Origin of the sequence: Pedobacter sp. Leaf194 (assembly GCF_001423945.1) — a bacterium.
GTDB lineage: Bacteria > Bacteroidota > Bacteroidia > Sphingobacteriales > Sphingobacteriaceae > Pedobacter.
Genome location: NZ_LMPU01000001.1, coordinates 508,535 through 526,783 on the forward strand (window position 1 = coordinate 508,535; position 18,249 = coordinate 526,783).

Below are 18,249 nucleotides of genomic sequence, written 5' to 3' on the forward strand. Positions count from 1 at the left end.
AAAATAACAGGAGCTAAATGTCAGACGACAAACCAATCATTTTAATTAAAGCTATTAAAGAACTTAATATTGGCATGGGTACGGCCGTAGAGTTTTTAAACAAAAAGGGATTCTCAGCCGAGAAAAGCCCTATGTTTAAACTTTCGGGCGATATGTATGATGCCTTATTAAAAGAGTATCAGGGAGATAAGATCGTAAGAGAAGAAGCCAAACAAATAGTGATTGGTAAAATACGTCGTGACGAGCCTGAGACTGAAAAGCCAGCTGAAGCACCGAAAAAAAATACCGACTTCGAGAAAAACGAAGAGATTTTGATAAAAAATGCTCAAACGTTTACACCTCCGGTAGAAAAACCTAAAGTAGAAGCACCAAAAGCTGAAACTCCACCTGTGGCTCCTGCCGAACCTGTAAAGGAAACTAAGGCAGAAGAGAAAGCAGATGAAGGAAACCTGCCTGGTATTAAAGTTGTTGGGAAAATTGATTTAAATAATCTTAATTCTCAAACAAGACCGGTTAAAAAGGAAGAAACACCAGCGGCTAAAGTTGAAGAAGCACCGAAACCGGTGGCCGAACAACCGAAAGCTGAAGCCCCAAAACCGGTTGAGGTTAAAAAAGAAGAGGCTGCTGTTACTCCGGCGCCGAAAGTTGAGGAAACGCCAAAGCCGGTTGTTGAACAGCCAAAAGCAGAGGCACCAAAACCTGCCGAAGTTAAACCGGAACCAGCAAACAACGAGCCTGAGGTTATTAAAGCCCGTACGGTAAAATTAACAGGGCCCAACATTATTGGTAAAATCGTGTTGCCAACTACTCCCGACAGGAGAAATGGTCCGGTTGCATCTTCTAGCGATAGCGAAGCGGCAAAACGCAAACGCAAACGTAAGAAAACTCCAGGAGCGCCAGGTCAGCCGGGACAACATGGCCAGGGCCAGCCAGGGCAAAATCCTGCAGGCCAGGGTAGTGCGCCAGGTCAGCCACGTCAACCGTACCAGGGCAACAGGCCAGGTGGTGGTACGCCTTATCAAGGTAACAGACCTGCAGGGCAGGGCGGAACACCTTATCAGGGAAATAGAAATAACAACAATAACAGACCAGGTTTTCAAAATAGAAATGCTACACCAAGCGGACCTAAAGAAGAGCCTACTGAAAAAGAAATTCAAGATCAGATTAAAGCAACACTGGCCCGTTTAAGCGGTGCTGGTAAGTCTGGTAAATTTGCACAGCGTGCTAAATTGCGTCGTCAAAAACGTGATGACGTGGCGTACAATGCAGAAGAGGCAGCAAATGAGCTTGAATCGCAATCGAAAATATTAAAAGTAACGGAATTTGTTACGGCAAACGAGTTGGCGAGCATGATGGATGTACCGGTTACCAAAATTATTGGTACTTGTATGAGTCTGGGCATGTTCGTTTCCATTAATCAGCGTTTAGATGCTGAAACTTTAACAATCGTTGCTGATGAGTTTGGTTATGAAATTCAATTTGTTAAACCTGATGAAGATGAGGAAAATGTAATTGAAGAAGAAGATAACGAGGCAGATTTAATCGAAAGAGCTCCGGTTGTTACGATTATGGGTCACGTCGATCACGGTAAAACTTCATTGCTGGATTATATTCGTAAAGCGAACGTAGTTGCAGGTGAAGCAGGTGGTATTACCCAGCACATTGGTGCTTACATGGTAACCACGCCAACCGGTAAAAAAGTAACTTTCTTAGATACACCGGGTCACGAAGCCTTTACAGCGATGCGTGCTCGTGGTGCTAAGGCAGCAGATATTGCAATTATCGTTATTGCTGCGGATGATGCGGTAATGCCTCAAACAAAAGAGGCTATTAATCATGCACAGGCTGCTGGTGTACCATTGGTATTTGCTTTTACAAAAGTAGATAAGCCAGGCGCTAACGCAGACAAAGTTCGTGAGCAGTTATCGGTAATGAACATTTTGGTTGAAGATTGGGGTGGTAAATATCAATCTCAGGAAATCTCAAGCAAAAGTGGCTTAAACGTAGATTTACTTTTAGATAAAGTTTTATTAGAAGCAGAATTACTTGAGCTTAAAGCCAATCCGAATAAGCGTGCTACAGGTACAGTAATTGAGTCGGCATTGGATAAAGGCCGTGGAATTGTAACCACAGTTTTGGTTCAGGCTGGTACATTAAGAGTTGGAGACCCGATTTTAGCAGGTAGTTACAGCGGACGTGTGAAAGCGCTAACCAATGAACGGGGTGCTAAGGTAGAATCTGCAGGCCCATCGCAACCCGTACAGGTTTTGGGTATGCAGGGAGCGCCAACAGCGGGCGATAGATTTAATGCATTAGAAAGCGAAACTGAAGCACGTGATATTGCAAACAAACGTATGCAGTTGCAACGTGAGCAAGGTTTGCGTACGCAGAAACACATCACTTTGGATGAGATTGGTCGTCGTTTGGCAATCGGTAACTTTAAAGAACTCAACATCATCGTTAAAGGTGACGTGGATGGTTCTATCGAAGCTCTAGCTGATTCGTTATTAAAACTATCGACTGAGCAGATTCAAATCAATATTATCAGCAAAGGTGTTGGTCAGATTTCAGAATCTGATGTATTGTTAGCCTCTGCTTCTGATGCGATTATAATTGGTTTCCAGGTTCGTCCATCTACAGGTGCACGTAAACTTGCTGAAGCAGAGCAAATCGATATCCGTTTATATTCTATCATCTACGATGCAATCAATGAGATTAAATCGGCAATGGAAGGTATGTTGGATCCAGAATTTGAAGAGAAAATTGTGGCGAATGTTGAAATCCGTGAGACTTTCAAAATTACAAAAGTGGGTACCATTGCAGGTTGTATGGTATTAGATGGTAAAATTACCCGTAACAGTAAAATCCGTATCGTTAGAGATGGTGTAGTCGTTTACACTGGTGAACTTGCATCGTTAAAACGCTTCAAAGACGACGTTAAAGAGGTTGTAAAAGGTTACGAATGTGGTTTAAACATTCAAAATTTCAACAACATCGAAGTTGGCGATATTGTAGAAGCCTACGAACAGGTAGAAGTTGCAAGGAAATTGTAATTGCTAAGCTTTCAAAATATAAAGGTCCTGAAGATTTATTCTTTAGGACCTTTTTTAGGCTGTTATGAATTGACAACGTAATAACTTAGAAGCATTTTACTGGCCAACAATCCACTTTATTTTATCGATTTTGTTAATGATGTAAACGAGTAAATAACTTACGAGATAGGTGAACAGAAAACGTCCATATTGAATGAATATCAGATCGAGGGATGACATGCCTTCGCCAGAAATATTTAATGGGCGAAAGATAAGTGGAAGTATCTGTGCAATAATGATAAAGTGAATTAGGTGGATGCCGTAGGTAGTGCTCCGCGGATTTAGGTTTTTAATAAATTTAAGGTTGCCAATTTTATACAACAGTAAAAATGTAACCAGCGAATAAACAATGTTTGTAAACCTCAAAGTATTATAAGGGTCTACGCGAATGCCGGCATGTTCTATTCCAGAATTCATCAAATAAATACTTTCCAGGCATGAAATTACGAAGGTAATTATTGTTAAGGTCCATAGTAAAACCAAACTTCTTTTCTTTATCCAGGCGTTAAATAAATCGTAATATTTATGCATAATAACACCCAGCCACAAGTAAAATACGAAACCTAAAACTGCCGTGGTGTGCCTGCTTGGAATCCATTCATAATAAAGGTTTATCGAATAAAAGAATGAACAAATGGCCAGAAAAACACCCAGCTTGTAGCTGTAAAGATACTTTCTGAATATTAGCAAAATTGAAATGCTGCCAAGGAAATTTAAAATAAACCAGAAACTGGTGTCGAAAACAATGTAGTATAGCTTGTCGCCCAGAAATGTCCATGGCTTGTCTCCGCCAGGAAAATCTCCACCTTTAAAATAGATAACCATTAAATCGGCATAGATTAGTATTAAAAAAAGGCTAAGCCAAAATAACCAGGGTTTAAAAGTGCCGTCGAACCTTCGTTTTAAATAGGCCAGCGAGGTTGTTGTTTTTATTTTATCGCCAATAAGAAAACCTGCAAGAATGTAAAAAGTTACGGTTCCGAACTTAAAAATCTGCATGGTTAATGTTTGTATCCATTGTTCGCTTAAGGTGTTAAAATAAAGCGATTTTGGCCACATGTAGCTGTGTTCTATTACAATGGTTATTATGGCAATGAAACGCAGAGAATCAATAAAATCGTAATTTGCCTTTTCTTTTTTTAAGTCAACAGACATATCAAATATAATGGTAGATTAATGGGCAAAGCTATTAAAAATTAATCTACATCATTAAACTGAAAGGTTAATGGTTTATAACAGTTTTATTGCAGTATTGTAAATAAAAGTTAAAAACATGGCGGTTTATGCCTAGTCCAGTCTAAAACACATTTTTCGGATATAATTGAGTTTACTAAAGAAGTTTTTCTTTTTCAGGTAAAATAACAAGTTAAAGTTTTTAACAAGCAATGAAAAAAGCCTGAACCGTGAATCGTTTTTTATTTTTCTATCATCCGTAAAACACGACAGAATATCTGCGATGTAGCGCTTGTGCAAGATGGTTTTATTATAACAGCTTCTTAGCCACTCCGGCTGAATCTCGTTAAACTTTATTTTACTTTTCTTAAGTTTTTCTTTTTTAATCCTCAGTATATCTGTGTTAGAATCGGCGTGTTGGCGGTATTTTACCAAAGCCTTATCTATGTATTTGATTCCACCATTCTCAGCAGCAGCGAAAGCTATTGCCCAATCGTGGTAATATTTTTTATCCAACGGGATAAATTTATCTCGAAGACTGGTTCGCATCATTAAACTGTGCCCGGAAATACAGTTGTAAAAAAGAAACGGCAATGAAGAATTTCCCTGATACATGTTTAAAATATCGGATATTTTAGAATTTAAAGAGATGCCTTCTTCTGATACAAATTCAGAATCGTGGTAAACGAGTGCCGCATTTCCGATAGCGTCTACCTGTAGTTGAATTTTATCCAGTTGCCAGATATCATCCTGATCACAAAGTGCGATAAAATCGCCACTACAGAGTGAAATAGCGCTTTCAAAGTTTTTAACATAACCAAGGTTTACCTTGTTGGGGTAAACCGTAATCCGCTTATCAGCAGCGGAAAATTTATTTGAAATCGATAAGGTTTCGTCTGAAGAAACATCATCAACAATGATAATTTCTAAATTTTTATAAGATTGATTAATTATCGATTCTAATTGTTCTTCTAAGTGAAGAGCTCCATTGTATGTACAAATAGCTATCGAAACTAAGGGATGGTTACTCATTTTTATCTAATCGTTAAACGCCTGCATATCTATTAAACGTTTATATAAACCATTTTGCGACATCAACTCCTGATGATTTCCCGTTTCGATGACCTGGCCTTTATCAATCACAACAATTTTATCGGCATGTTGAATGGTACTCAATCGGTGCGCAATCACGATCGAAGTTCTGTTTTTCATCAAATTATTCAACGCATCCTGAACTAACTTTTCCGATTCGGTATCCAGGGCTGATGTCGCTTCATCAAGCAACATAATCGGTGGGTTGGCTAAAACGGCTCTGGCAATGCAAACCCTTTGCCTTTGTCCGCCCGAGAGCCTGTTTCCTCTATCGCCTACAAAAGTTTGGTAACCTTCCTCCGTATTAAGGATAAATTCGTGTGCATTTGCAATTTTAGCCGCGGCAATTACTTCTTCTTCGCTCGCCTCGGGTTTTCCGAACGCGATGTTATTGAAAATACTATCATTAAACAAAAACGACTCCTGATTTACAGTTCCCATCTGGCTGCGTATGCTTTCAACAGTTAAATCACGGTAATCATGGCCGTCAATTTTAATTGTTCCCGATTTGGGATCGTGGAAACGGGGAATTAAATCCATTAAGGTACTTTTTCCACCTCCGGAAGGACCAACTAATGCCACGGTCTGCCCTTTTTCAATATTCAGATTAATACTTTTTAAAACTTGTTTATCGCCATAACTGAACGCCACGTTTTCAAAAACCAGTGCTTTACCAAAGCTGCCCAAGTTTTCTGCATCAGCTTTGTTTATTAATTCTGGTTTTGTATCGATTAATTCAAGCACGCGTTCGCCGGCGGCAATGCCCGAGTGAATTCCGCTAAAAGAATCTGTTAGCGCCTTTGCCGGACGCATAACCTGCGAAAAGATTGCAATGTAAGCGATAAAATCCGAGGCGGTTAGAGCAGTCTTGTCCTGATGTAAAATAAGCGTTCCACCGTACCAAACAATAATTGATATCATCAATACGCCCAAAAATTCAGAAACTGGTGAGCCTAATTGCTGTCTTCTAACCATTTTTCTCATAAGGTTAGAATAAAAAATATTCTCCTGATTAAACTTGTTTTTAACGCGTTCAGATGCATTGAAGGCTTTTATAATTTTAATGCCGCTAAGTGATTCATCAAGAAATCCAATCATTTTCGCGAAAGATTCATGCGATTCTTTGGCCTGCTGTTTCAATCTTTTAACAATCTTGCTTATTATAAATGCCGAAATTGGGATAACAAGCAGGGAAAAAAAAGTAAGCTTTGCAGAGATGTTAAAAAGTAAAACTATGTAAACAATTAGCGTTACCGGCTCTTTAAAAACGACCTGGAGCGTATTTGTAACGGTAAATTGTACCACCTGCACATCAGATGCCACTTTTGAAATAATATCGCCTTTGCGTTCATTGTTAAAGAAACCGACATGTAAATTCATTACATTATCAAATACTCTCTTTCTAAAATTTAATAGCGTGTGAACCCTTAGATCTTCCATATAACGCTGGGAAATATATCTGAAAAGGTTTGACAGTAAAACAGAAATTACAATTACGATACAGACATACTGCAGTGTTTTGTCGGGTCCGTTTAATAAAATAGAGTCATTAACAAATTTCCTAAAGGTACCAAGTATGTTAAATGCAGAAGCAGCCTTGTCGGTTAGTGATTCAGTTTTAGCGCCGTTCTTATTTAGCAGTGTTTCAAATAAAGGCGAAAGTAAAGCTAAGTTTAAGGTGCCGAACAAGATTGATAACAACGTTGCAATAACATAAGGAATTGCAAATTTTTCTATAGGCTTAGCAAAAGATAATAAACGGAAATAAGTTTTCATTTTATAAAAAATGGAATATGTATGATGGATGATGCGCCAAAACGCTTCCAAAAAAATCTAATTAAAACTTGGCAAATGTACGGTTTTCAAACAAAGCTTTAAGTTTAGCTTATTTGTGGCAAGTAAAATTACAAACGGGTAATGCTTTTTCCTTCAATTGATTTATTAATTATCCCAATCACCTCAGAAACGTTTAATGTTGAATTGTATTTTAACTTTAGTGTTTGCAGGCGCTCCCGGCTTTGGTTTACGCTGGCCATTGCTGATAAATAATCCTCATAGGCGTTCCAAATCCAAAATTTACCCGTGAGCAATTTCGGAATCACCTCGGCGAAAATTAGGTGAAATGGCAACAAAAATAACCGATTGCCTTGCAACTGAATTCTTTGGAGCAGGAACCGGTTTCGGTAATATATCTTTTTAATAAAATTCGATTTAATTTGAGTTTTAGTGCTCCCGCTAATGTGGTGAAAACAAACCGATTGATGTTCATAATAACATTTCCAGCCCAATTGCCACGCCCGAAGGCTCAAATCAAAATCTTCTGAGGAAAAAGGAGAAAAAATCTCATCAAAACCACCAAGTTCCTTTAACTTTTTTGCATCAACCAGAGCGTTGGCTCCAGAAAGATAGGCTGTAAAAACGTGCTCATCTTGCGGGTTTTCACTATAGTAAAACTTGTTGGCTTTAATTCTGCATCCACTGTAATAGAGCAATCTGGCGGCATCTTCTATTTTTTGTTCATCGAAACTCATTATCCTGCCCATTACACCAAAAGTATCTGGTTTGTTGAAATACTTCCATTGTTGCTTAAAATAGTCAGGAGTGAGTTTAACATCCGAATTTAAAAGCAAAATCAGCTCGTACTTAGCCTCGCGAATGCCGTGGTTGCAAGTATACGAGAAGCCTCTGTTTTTATTATTTATAAGGAGTTTTATGCTCTTATATTGCTGTCGAATAAAACTTATGCTTTCATCTTTCGAGCCATCGTCTATTACAATCACTTCAAAATCGGTGTCCGCATTTTCTGCTGCTTCGAATACAGATGGTAAATATCGCTCGAGCAAGTGCCTGCCGTTATAATTGGGTATTACGATAGAAACGCTTTTTTGCATTTATTTAACAATTTTATAGTTTCTGTATTCAAATAAACGCAAGCCCGTTAAATCTTCTACTTTCTGCAAAAATCTCCTTCTGAAATTCATTTTGGGCGTTTCCTTAGTTAAATCTTTTTCAAATTTCCAGTTTGCGGCTTCAATTCTTGCTTGCAAAACTTTTGGATGGCTGCCCGTAAAATGAACCAGCCTGTCTGCATTATGCATATCAAAACTGTTTTGAACGGGATAGTTTTCCGCTATCCATTCTTCTGTTTGGTAATATTTATTAAAATTACGAACCTTTCCCTGTAAGCCTTCTGGTGGTTTAACCCAACCATAATGGTAAATATAGGCGTCAATTAATTTAACTTTCAGCTTCCGCCCGTTTATTCTAAAGCCTTGTGCATCTTTATAAGAATGTATCCCGGGTAAATTTTTCAATATTCTAACTTCCCTTCTATACCATCGTCTCGATTCGGCTACATAATCATAAGAAGCGTAAAAATGTTTGTACTTTAAAAGCAAAGCTTCAACATTTTTGTTGTTAAGCTCAGCTTTCATTTCCTGCTCAATTAAAGGCAAAAAGTCTTCATGTATGGCTTCATCTCCCTGAATATACACCAGCCAATCGGTGTCATTTGCCACCGCTGCAATGGCCTTATTCGTTTCATCAGCAAATACAAAACCGCCTTCTCTCAGGCTTTCATTCCAAATGGTATCAATTGTTTTTATTTTTTCTGGCGAAATACTTTTCACCAGGGCCGAAGTTTCATCGGAAGAGTTTCCTAGGGCAACAATGAAATCATCACAGAGGGGTAAAACTGAAAGTATTGCTTCCTTTATCGGGTAGTCGTTGGTAATTGCATTTCTGATAAAGGTAAATCCGGTTACTTTCATTAAATTTCCTTATGAATTAAGCTTATATCCGCTTGATAATTTTGTTTATTTGTACAAATATAGTTTTATTGATGAATACCCATCGAACTCTTTTAAGCGAAATTAAGCTAGGCAATTATAAGGTTTTGGCCAGAGTATTAACTTTGGTTGAGAACGATATACAGCCCGCAGATTTGCTTTTGAGAGATTTGCAGAGTGATTCGAAAGCAATTGTATTAGGCATAACCGGGCCGCCGGGCGCAGGGAAAAGCACAATGGTAAATGCAATAACAAATCACTTTTTAGCCAGGGGTATGCGCATTGCGATATTGGCTATTGATCCCACTTCGCCTTTTAATTATGGCTCGCTGCTTGGCGATAGGATTAGGATGGCAGCTCAGTTTAACAATCCAAACGTATTTATCCGGTCTCTTGCAACACGGGGTGCTTTGGGCGGTATTTCTGCTAAAACCATTGAAATGGTTGATGTTTTAAAAGCAGCAAATTTTGATTTAATAATGGTTGAAACCGTTGGAGTAGGCCAATCGGAAGTAGAAATTGCAGGTTTGGCCGATAAAACCGTGGTTGTTTTGGTGCCAGAATCCGGCGATGAAATACAGAATATCAAATCGGGTTTGATGGAGATTGCGGATTGTTTTGTAATAAATAAGGCCGACAGGGATGGTGCCGCCACTTTTGCCAATAATCTCAAAAAAATAGTCCATCAGGGAAATAAGGTTATCCCGATTTTAAAAACAGTAGCCGATAAAAACCAGGGCATTGAGGAATTAGCTGAATGGATTGCCGAACCCGCTGCGGGGAATCAAAGCGAAAAGAGAGCATTTCTTTTTGCTGAAAAAGCATGGAGAATTATTCAGCATAAAAAAATGAAAACGGTTGATAAAAAAAAGCTTCGCGAAGAAATTCACGAAGCTTTGAAAACAGATAACTTTAACATTTATCGTTTTGCCGATAAATTTAATTCATAATGTCTTCGATTTCATCTGCCTCAAGAGGTATATCAGCCATCAGGTCGATATTTCCACTGTTTGTAATCAAGATATTGTTTTCCAAACGGATACCTAAACCTTCTTCAGGAATGTAGATGCCGGGTTCTACCGTTAAAATATTTCCAGCTGCAAATGGCGTATACCTGCTGGCAAAATCGTGAACGTCAATTCCTAAATGATGTGAAGTGCCATGCATAAAGTATTTCTTATATGCTGGCCAGGCCGGATTTTGATTCTTCACTTCAGTGGTAGTCAATAATCCTAAGCCAATTAACTGCTCTGTCATAATTTCTCCCACTTCTTCGTGGTATTCATTCCACACGGTACCGGTAACAAGCAACCTGGTGGCTGCCTTCATTACATGCAGCACTGCATTGTAAACCTCTTTTTGTCGTTTCGTAAACTTTCCGTTTACAGGTATCGAACGACTCATGTCTGCATTGTAATTTGCATACTCGCCGCCAAAATCAAAGAGAATTACATCGCCATCCTTGCACTCCTGGTTGTTGTCGTTGTAATGCAAAATGTTAGCGTTATGGCCCGAAGCAATAATTGGCGTGTAGGCATGTCCGGTTCCGCCCTGACGAATAAATTCATGAATAATTTCTGCTTCAATTTCATACTCTTTCACGCCAGGTTTTACAAACTTCAACACCCTTATAAAGGCATCACGTGTCATTCCGCAGGCTTTTTTCGTCAATTCGATTTCAATTTCTGATTTTATTGCCCTGAGCTCACGCATTATGGGGGCTGCACGTTCATAATGATGAAGTGGATATTTAGATTGCATCTGGGCAATAAACCGGATGTCGCGATATGGCACCGTATGTGCGTAACGGTCGTTTTCGTTTGTGTTTAAGTATATATTATCTGCATAGTTAACAATGCTGTGCAAAATATTATCAAAATCTTCAAGCCAGAATATTGAATCGATACCAGAAGTTTCCTTGGCCTCTTCCTTAGTATATTTATAGCCTTCCCAAACTTTAATGTAATCATTTGTCTGTCTTAAAAACAGGACTTGTCTGTACAGAGGATTAGGACAATCGGGATATAGGAGTAAAATTGTTTGTTCCTGGTCTATACCTGATAAATAAAATAAATCAGGGTTTTGCTTAAAGATAAAGCTTTGGTCGCCACTACGAGGAAACTCATCATTAGCTTGAAATATTGCTAAGGAGTTGGATTTTAACTGTTTAGAGAAATTTTTTCTGTTTAAAATAAATAATTCCTGATTGATTTTAGGGTATTTCATAACTAATTAATTTAAAAGTAGGTGGTGGCCAAAAGTAAGAAAATGATTAATTATAGTGAAGTTTGGAACGGAGTTTGTATAAAAGTTTGAAAATTTAATATTTTGATTAATTTTGCAGTTACTAAAAAATTAATCAATTAAATTGTTTAACCCTTAAAAAAGAAAAAAAGATTATGAATTATTCTACTTTAAAGAAAAGTGTTGCGCTTTCCTTAGTAGCATTAACAGGAGTTGCTACTCTTGCTGTTGCTCAGGATGCTCCTGCAACAACTTCTTCTACCAAAGTGTTTGGTGGAAGAGGACAGTACAGAACTTGGTCAATCGGCGTTAACGGAGGTGTTTTAGCTCCAGTTGTTGCTATTGGCGGTTCTAACGATTTTAACTCATGGGATGTTAACTTAGGTTACGGTTTAAATATCCGTAAACAACTAGGTCACTCTTTCGCTTTAGAATTAAACGGTTTACGTGGTAAAGTATCTGGTTCTAACGTTTCTACAAACGGTCCAATCGCTCCAGGTAGTTCAACTGCTAAAGAATTCGAAACTCAATTACAATATGCTGTAGATTTACGTGGTGTTGTTAACGTTGGTTCTATCGATTTCTTACGTCGTGAAAACTCTGTAGGTTTCTTCGTTACTGCTGGTGCTGGTTATATGGCTTATGCTCCAAAAGTAACTTACAACAATGGTACAGTTATCGACTGGAAAGGTAAAGCTACTGGTCCTGTTGGAGATCCACACGAGGCTAAAGACTACGTAAAAGGAATGTACATTCCAGTAGGTGTTGGTGTTAAATTTAAAGTTTCTGAGCGTGTTAACTTCAACTTAGGTTACACTATGAACTTTATCGATGCTGATAACTTTGACGGAATCTACGCTCAAGGTACTACTAAAGATAAATTCTCTTACGGTTATGCTGGTTTAGAATTCTCTTTAGGTTCTTCTGCTAAACCTAGCTTAGAATGGACTAACCCATTAGCTACAATGTATGATGATTTAAAAGATCCAACTTTACGTCAAGAAGTTGAAGCTTTGAAAAACCGCGTATCTGCTGTTGAAAAATCTGTTGAAGATTTGAAAAAAGATACTGATGGTGACGGTGTTGCTGACCAATTCGACAAATGCCCAGGAACTCCTGCAGGTACTGCTGTTGATGGTTCAGGATGTCCACTTCCAAAACCAGCTGCAGTTGATTCAGTATCAAATGTAACAGGTTTCGAAAAAATCGGTTTTGATTTTAACTCATCAGTATTAAAAACTGAATCTTATCCTACTTTAGATAAATTATCTTCAGTGTTACGTGAAAACGGTGGTAAAGTAACTGTAAACGGTTACGCTTCAAGCGAAGGTACTGCTGCATATAACTTGAAATTATCTAAAGACAGAGCAAATTCTGTTAAAACTTACTTAGTAAACTCTGGTGTTAACGCTAGTCAAGTTGCTACTAAAGGTAATGGTGAAGCTAACCCAATTGCTTCTAACGATACTGAAGAAGGTCGTATCCAAAACCGTCGTGTTGAAACTGCTAGAAACTAGTATTTCAATATAAAGTTTAAAGGAAAGTCCCGATGCAAATCGGGACTTTTTTTATGCCTTTTAATTTTTGATCTAAGCCTTTTTAGCTAAGTTTGTACTATGTATTTCTTCAGGAAAAAAGATCCAAACCGGCCAAATAACATCAACTTGAGAATTATGCATTTTATTAATGCGCTGGCCATTTCCGTTTTCCTTGCAGGTATCATCTACAAGCTCATTCAGTGGCTTGCAAAATAATCTACATTAATGAAAAAGATAATTACTACAACAAATGCGCCTGCACCAATCGGGCCGTATAGCCAGGCAGTGCAAGCTGGCAACTTTTTGTTTGTATCGGGTCAGGTGGCTATTAACCCTGAAAACGGCGAATTAAACATTGGCAGTATTGAAGAAGAAACTCATCAGGTGATGCGCAACCTAAAGGCCGTTTTGCTCGAGGCGGGTTTAACGTTCGATAACGTAGTTAAATCAACAATCTTTTTAAGCGATATGGGTACTTTTACTCAGGTGAACGAAATTTATGGACAATATTTTTCAGCAGACTTCCCGGCAAGGGAAACTGTTCAGGTATCTGTTTTGCCAAAAAATGTTAATGTAGAAATTTCGGTTATTGCCATAGTAGCGTAATTTTGGCAGCGGCAGGTAAAAGTAAATATTTCCTTGCCGGCATTATTCCTTATATTATATGGGGAACGATGTCTATCCCGCTGAGAAATATAAAACACTATCCACCGCAGGAGATTTTATATTACAGGATTTTCGTTTCTATTGTAATGGTTTGGGTAACCATTGCGTTATTTAGGCGGCAAGCATTAAAAAAAGATCTGGATTATGTGAAAGCCCTAAATCCGCCAGAGCAACGCAAACTCTTATTCCTCACACTTCTTTCTGCTTTTTTAATAACCGGTAATTGGTTTACTTATATCTATGCAGTAAATAGTGTTAGCTTAAAGGCTGCAGCTTTTGCATACATGGTTTGCCCGCTCGTAACAGCGCTCGGTGGGTTCATTATTCTTAAAGAGCGACTTAGTAAAATTAAAGTATTCGCACTTATGCTTGCGTTTGTAAGCATTTTGCTGCTTGCTACAGGGTCAATGTATGAAGTGATATGGGCAGTTGTAATTGCATCATTTTATGCCTTATACGTAATAGTGGTTAAGGTAATTCAAAACGTTGATAAGTTTAACTTTCTGGGTATACAGTTAATTCTTGCGGGTTTAATTATGCTGCCAATGTATCTTATAAAAGCTCATCCTTTTCCTGCAGACGGCTTTTTTTGGAGCCATATCCTGCTAATCGCAATCGTGTTTACCATCATTCCTTTATTTTTGAATGCATATGCTTTGCTGGGCATGCCATCTTCGGCACTCGGAATTTTGATTTACCTTAACCCAATTGTTGCTTTTGCAGTTGCATTTTTCTATTTTAAAGAAGAAATAGATATTCATCAGCTATTTGCATACTTGCTTTTGCTTTTATCGATACTTATTTTTAACGTGCAATTGTTAAAAAATGTTGTTTACAAGAAACGGTAGATATTGTGTTTAATTCGGTTTTAGACACGCCTATAGAATTTATTAAAGGCGTAGGCCCTAGTCGTGCCGATGTTTTTAAGAAAGACCTCGGACTTTTCACCTTCCGTGATATGCTTTCGCATTATCCCTTTCGGTATATCGACAGAACAAAGTATTTTAAAATAAATCAAATCAACCCCGATGCTCAATACATTCAGATAATCGGCCGGGTTATAAGTAAAAAAGTAATTGGAGAGAAGCGTACCAAGAGAATTGTTGCGGTGTTTAAAGATGACACAGGGACAATGGAAATGGTTTGGTTTCAAAGTTTAAAATGGGTGGAAGATAACATCACCGTTGGCGTTGCTTATGTCGCTTTTGGCAAGCCAACGTTATTTAACGGAACGTTTAGCATTTCTCACCCAGAAATGGAACTTTACCAGAATAAGTTAGTTGGGCGGGGTAATCTCACCTTACAGCCCGTTTACAATTCTACAGAAAAGTTAAAAAAGTTTACGCTCGATTCTAAGGGTATAGAAAGATTGATAGCGGGACTACTGGATCGGGTGATTGCTCAGGTTCCTGAAAACTTACCGCCGTATATCCTAGATAAGTACCAGCTGCCGGATAAAAGAACGGCCTTACTAAATATCCACTTCCCAAAAAATCAAAGCGATTTAAATGCCGCTCAACGACGATTGAAATTTGAAGAGTTGTTTTTTATTCAGCTTCAGCTATTGCACAACAAGCAGTTAAGGCAATTGAAGTTTAAAGGGGTAAAGTTTGAGAAGGTTGGCCAGAAAGTGAATCGCTTTTATAAAGAATTTTTGCCTTTTGAGTTAACCAATGCGCAAAAGCGTGTTGTTAAAGAAATCAGGATTGATACGCAACGTGGTGTGCAAATGAACCGGCTTGTGCAGGGCGACGTAGGTAGTGGGAAAACAGCGGTTGCGTTAATGAGCATGCTTTTAGCTAACGATAATGGTTATCAGGCTTGTATGATGGCGCCAACGGAAATTTTGGCTAGGCAGCACTTTGCTTCGGTTACCGAATTGGTTACGGATGATTTAGTTAAAGTTGCCATCTTAACCGGAAATACGAAAAAGAAAGACAGAATAATTTTGCATGAGCAGCTCGAAAATGGCGAGATCGATATTTTAATCGGAACTCATGCTTTGATAGAAGATAAAGTACAGTTTAAAAACCTGGGTCTGGTGGTAATTGACGAGCAACACCGTTTCGGGGTTGAGCAAAGAGCAAAATTATGGCGAAAAAATATCATTCCGCCACATATTCTGGTGATGACGGCAACGCCAATTCCCCGTACACTTGCAATGACTTTGTATGGAGATTTGGATGTTTCGATAATTGACGAGCTCCCGGCTGGAAGAAAACCTATTGATACCAGACACCTGTTTGAAGGCCAACGCCTACGGATGTTCGGTTTTATGAAGCAGGAAATTGCAAAGGGTAGGCAGGTTTATATTGTGTATCCATTAATTAAGGAAAGTGAAAAGCTTGATTTGCTTCACCTGGAAGCCGGCGTAGAGCAGTTGAGTTATCAGTTTCCCCGTCCAGACTATCAGATTAGCATTGTTCATGGGCAAATGCCAAACGCCGATAAACAGTTCGAAATGCAACAATTTATTGAGGGCAAGAGCCAGATTATGGTTGCGACAACGGTGATAGAGGTTGGCGTGAATGTGCCAAATGCATCAGTTATGGTAATCGAAAATGCAGAGCGTTTTGGCTTATCACAATTACACCAGTTAAGGGGCAGGGTAGGCCGGGGTTCCGACCATTCTTTTTGCATTTTAATGAGCGGTAATAAACTAAGTAAGGAAGGGAAAGTTCGTTTAGAAACGATGGTTAGAACCAATAATGGCTTTGAGATATCGGAAATTGATTTACAACTTCGCGGCCCGGGAGACATTACAGGTACGCAGCAAAGTGGTGTGCTCGATTTAAAACTTGCCGATTTAGCGAAAGATCAGGTTATTCTTTCAGAAGCGAGAAATACCGTAATCGAAATGTTCGAAACCGATTCACAGCTGGAGAAGCCTGAACATGCATTGCTCAAAGCTCACTTGCAAAGGTTAGAAAGAGGGATATCTTTTGATAAAATTTCCTAATATCATTTCGTAGTAAGGTTTGTTTCCAAAGGAAATATTCTATGCCAATTTTTATTTTCCAAACCTTAATTTTGTAAAAAAATATATCATTCCATTGGCAGATTTAAATCCGGACCCAGCTGTTTTAAAACCAGATCCTTTCGCTGCATTGCGTTATAAAGAATTTCGTTCTTTTTTAGGGATGCGTTTCTTTTTTACGCTCGCTTACCAAATGCAGGCGGTCGTAATTGGATATCATATTTATGATTTAACCCACGATCCTTTGAAACTTGGCCTTGTTGGACTTTGTGAGGCTATACCCGCAATTGGCATCGCTTTATATGGTGGTTACATTGCCGATAAAAGTGAGAAGCGAGGTTTGTTAATTAAGATTTTTTCAGGCGTATGGCTGGCCTCTGTTTTGATGTTGGTTATTACCAGCAAATACCTCCACCTTAAGGAAGACCTTATCGTACTGATTATGTACGGGCTGGTTTTTTGTATTGGTTTAGCCCGGGGCTTTTTCGGACCAGCAACTTTTTCGTTAATGGCGAAGATTGTTCCTAAAGAGTTGTATCCTAATTCGAGTACTTGGAACAGTAGCAGCTGGCAACTGGCCACAATTATCGGCCCTTTAACCGGCGGCCTGGTGAATTGGCTTTGGGGAATTACTGCAGCCTACAGCGTTATCGTTTTACTGGTGTCCATCTCTCTGATTTGCATTTTCACTTTTAAGAAACATCCATCAACCTATATTCCGAAAGAAAATATTTTCCACAGCCTAAAGGAAGGCATTAATTTCGTTTTTAAAACCAAAATGATGGTTTGGGCAATGAGTCTTGATTTGTTTTCTGTGTTTTTTGGTGGCGCGGTTGCTTTGCTACCCATGTTTGCGAAGGATGTTTTCCATCTAGGTTCTTTTGGTTTAGGGATGATGCGTGGTGCTGCTTCTTCAGGCGCTGTAATCACGATGTTAGCCATGACCCGCTTTTCGCCTATGGGAAAACCGTGGCGAAATTTGCTGATAGCAGTTACCGGCTTTGGACTGAGTATTATCTGCTATGGATTGTCTAAAAACTTCTATCTCACGCTTTTTTTCTTATTCCTGGAAGGCTCTTTCGATAGCGTAAGTGTCATTATCAGGCAAACAATTATGCAGTTGCTCACGCCTGATGAAATGCGAGGGAGGGTTTCGGCTGTTAACAGCATGTTTATCGGGTCTTCTAATGAAATCGGAGAGTTCGAATCTGGTCTCTCGGCAAAGCTATTAACTTTAGTTCCGGCAGTGGTTTTCGGTGGCAGTATGACGATTGGAATCGCCTTTGTTACGTGGTTAAAAACGAAATCATTAACGAAACTAAGCCTGCAGGATATTAACGAACAGACAAGCAAGCTTTAGTTCGATGTTTGTTTTCTATCGATTTACTTTCATACGAATGGTAATTTTTCAATATGCAAATCAACGTAATCCGCGGGAGAGACAATGACGTTAACTAGAAAAGTTTTTTCCCGCAGATGCACACAGATTTCCGCAGAATATTAAAATTATACTAGTTATGCGTGATGAAAATTTCTCTGCGCAAATCACCGAAATCCGCGGGAGAGACAATGATGTTAACTAGAAAAGTTTCTTCCCGCAGATGCACACAGATTTCCGCAGAATATTAAAGCTACTCTATTTATGCGTGATGGAAGTTTTTCTGCGCAAATCACCGAAA

The 18,249-nt window shown here is 38.8% G+C and carries 14 protein-coding genes; 8 read left to right on the forward strand and 6 right to left on the reverse strand.

Annotation, left to right across the window (positions count from 1 at the left end; genetic code table 11):
- Positions 1–17: 17 nt before the first annotated feature.
- Complete coding sequence (infB, locus tag ASG14_RS02360) at positions 18–3,053, forward strand: translation initiation factor IF-2 (RefSeq protein ID WP_056869451.1); 3,036 nt, start codon at positions 18–20, stop codon at positions 3,051–3,053.
- Positions 3,054–3,149: 96 nt separating this feature from the next.
- On the opposite strand, the gene ASG14_RS02365 is transcribed toward infB, so the two are convergent.
- The 5 genes from ASG14_RS02365 to ASG14_RS02385 form a co-directional block, all read right to left on the reverse strand.
- On the reverse strand, positions 3,150–4,247 hold the full coding sequence (locus tag ASG14_RS02365; protein WP_056869452.1) for an acyltransferase family protein: 1,098 nt from the start codon (positions 4,245–4,247) through the stop codon (positions 3,150–3,152).
- 132 nt (positions 4,248–4,379) lie between these two features.
- Positions 4,380–5,297, reverse strand: a complete 918-nt coding sequence (locus ASG14_RS02370) for a glycosyltransferase family 2 protein (RefSeq protein ID WP_056869453.1) — start codon at positions 5,295–5,297, stop codon at positions 4,380–4,382.
- 6 nt (positions 5,298–5,303) lie between these two features.
- Complete coding sequence (locus ASG14_RS02375) at positions 5,304–7,133, reverse strand: ABC transporter ATP-binding protein (protein ID WP_056869454.1); 1,830 nt, start codon at positions 7,131–7,133, stop codon at positions 5,304–5,306.
- A gap of 128 nt (positions 7,134–7,261) precedes the next feature.
- Positions 7,262–8,248 carry a glycosyltransferase family 2 protein gene (locus tag ASG14_RS02380; protein WP_056869455.1) on the reverse strand — a complete coding sequence of 329 codons (987 nt, stop codon included), beginning with the start codon at positions 8,246–8,248 and terminating at the stop codon, positions 7,262–7,264.
- Positions 8,249–9,127: a hypothetical protein gene (locus ASG14_RS02385; RefSeq protein WP_056869456.1), complete on the reverse strand. Its 879-nt coding sequence runs from the start codon at positions 9,125–9,127 to the stop codon at positions 8,249–8,251.
- Positions 9,128–9,198: 71 nt separating this feature from the next.
- On the opposite strand from ASG14_RS02385, the gene meaB reads away from it, so the two are divergent.
- Positions 9,199–10,095 carry a methylmalonyl Co-A mutase-associated GTPase MeaB gene (meaB, locus tag ASG14_RS02390; RefSeq protein WP_056869457.1) on the forward strand — a complete coding sequence of 299 codons (897 nt, stop codon included), beginning with the start codon at positions 9,199–9,201 and terminating at the stop codon, positions 10,093–10,095.
- Here the strand turns inward: meaB and ASG14_RS02395 are convergent.
- A complete protein-coding gene (locus ASG14_RS02395) occupies positions 10,085–11,371 on the reverse strand; it encodes an aminopeptidase P N-terminal domain-containing protein (protein ID WP_056869458.1) in 1,287 nt (428 codons plus the stop codon). The genes meaB and ASG14_RS02395 overlap by 11 nt on opposite strands.
- 173 nt (positions 11,372–11,544) lie before the next feature.
- Between ASG14_RS02395 and ASG14_RS02400 the strand changes: the two genes are divergently transcribed.
- The 6 genes from ASG14_RS02400 (at position 11,545) to ASG14_RS02420 (ending at position 17,930) form a co-directional block, all read left to right on the forward strand.
- Positions 11,545–12,906: an OmpA family protein gene (locus ASG14_RS02400; protein WP_056869459.1), complete on the forward strand. Its 1,362-nt coding sequence runs from the start codon at positions 11,545–11,547 to the stop codon at positions 12,904–12,906.
- 99 nt (positions 12,907–13,005) lie between these two features.
- Positions 13,006–13,143, forward strand: coding sequence for a DUF6728 family protein (locus tag ASG14_RS20655; RefSeq protein ID WP_369817211.1), 138 nt, complete (start codon positions 13,006–13,008; stop codon positions 13,141–13,143).
- Between the two features lie 9 nt (positions 13,144–13,152).
- Positions 13,153–13,533 (forward strand): RidA family protein, encoded by a 381-nt coding sequence (locus ASG14_RS02405; RefSeq protein WP_056869460.1) that lies wholly within the window; start codon positions 13,153–13,155, stop codon positions 13,531–13,533.
- A 2-nt stretch (positions 13,534–13,535) separates the two neighbouring features.
- Positions 13,536–14,441 (forward strand): EamA family transporter, encoded by a 906-nt coding sequence (locus ASG14_RS02410; RefSeq protein WP_056869461.1) that lies wholly within the window; start codon positions 13,536–13,538, stop codon positions 14,439–14,441.
- Positions 14,442–14,446: 5 nt separating this feature from the next.
- Positions 14,447–16,552 (forward strand): ATP-dependent DNA helicase RecG, encoded by a 2,106-nt coding sequence (gene recG / locus ASG14_RS02415; protein ID WP_056869462.1) that lies wholly within the window; start codon positions 14,447–14,449, stop codon positions 16,550–16,552.
- Between the two features lie 94 nt (positions 16,553–16,646).
- Entirely contained in the window at positions 16,647–17,930 is a 1,284-nt protein-coding gene (locus ASG14_RS02420; RefSeq protein WP_056870207.1) for an MFS transporter, read from the forward strand.
- The last annotated feature ends 319 nt before the right edge of the window (positions 17,931–18,249 follow it).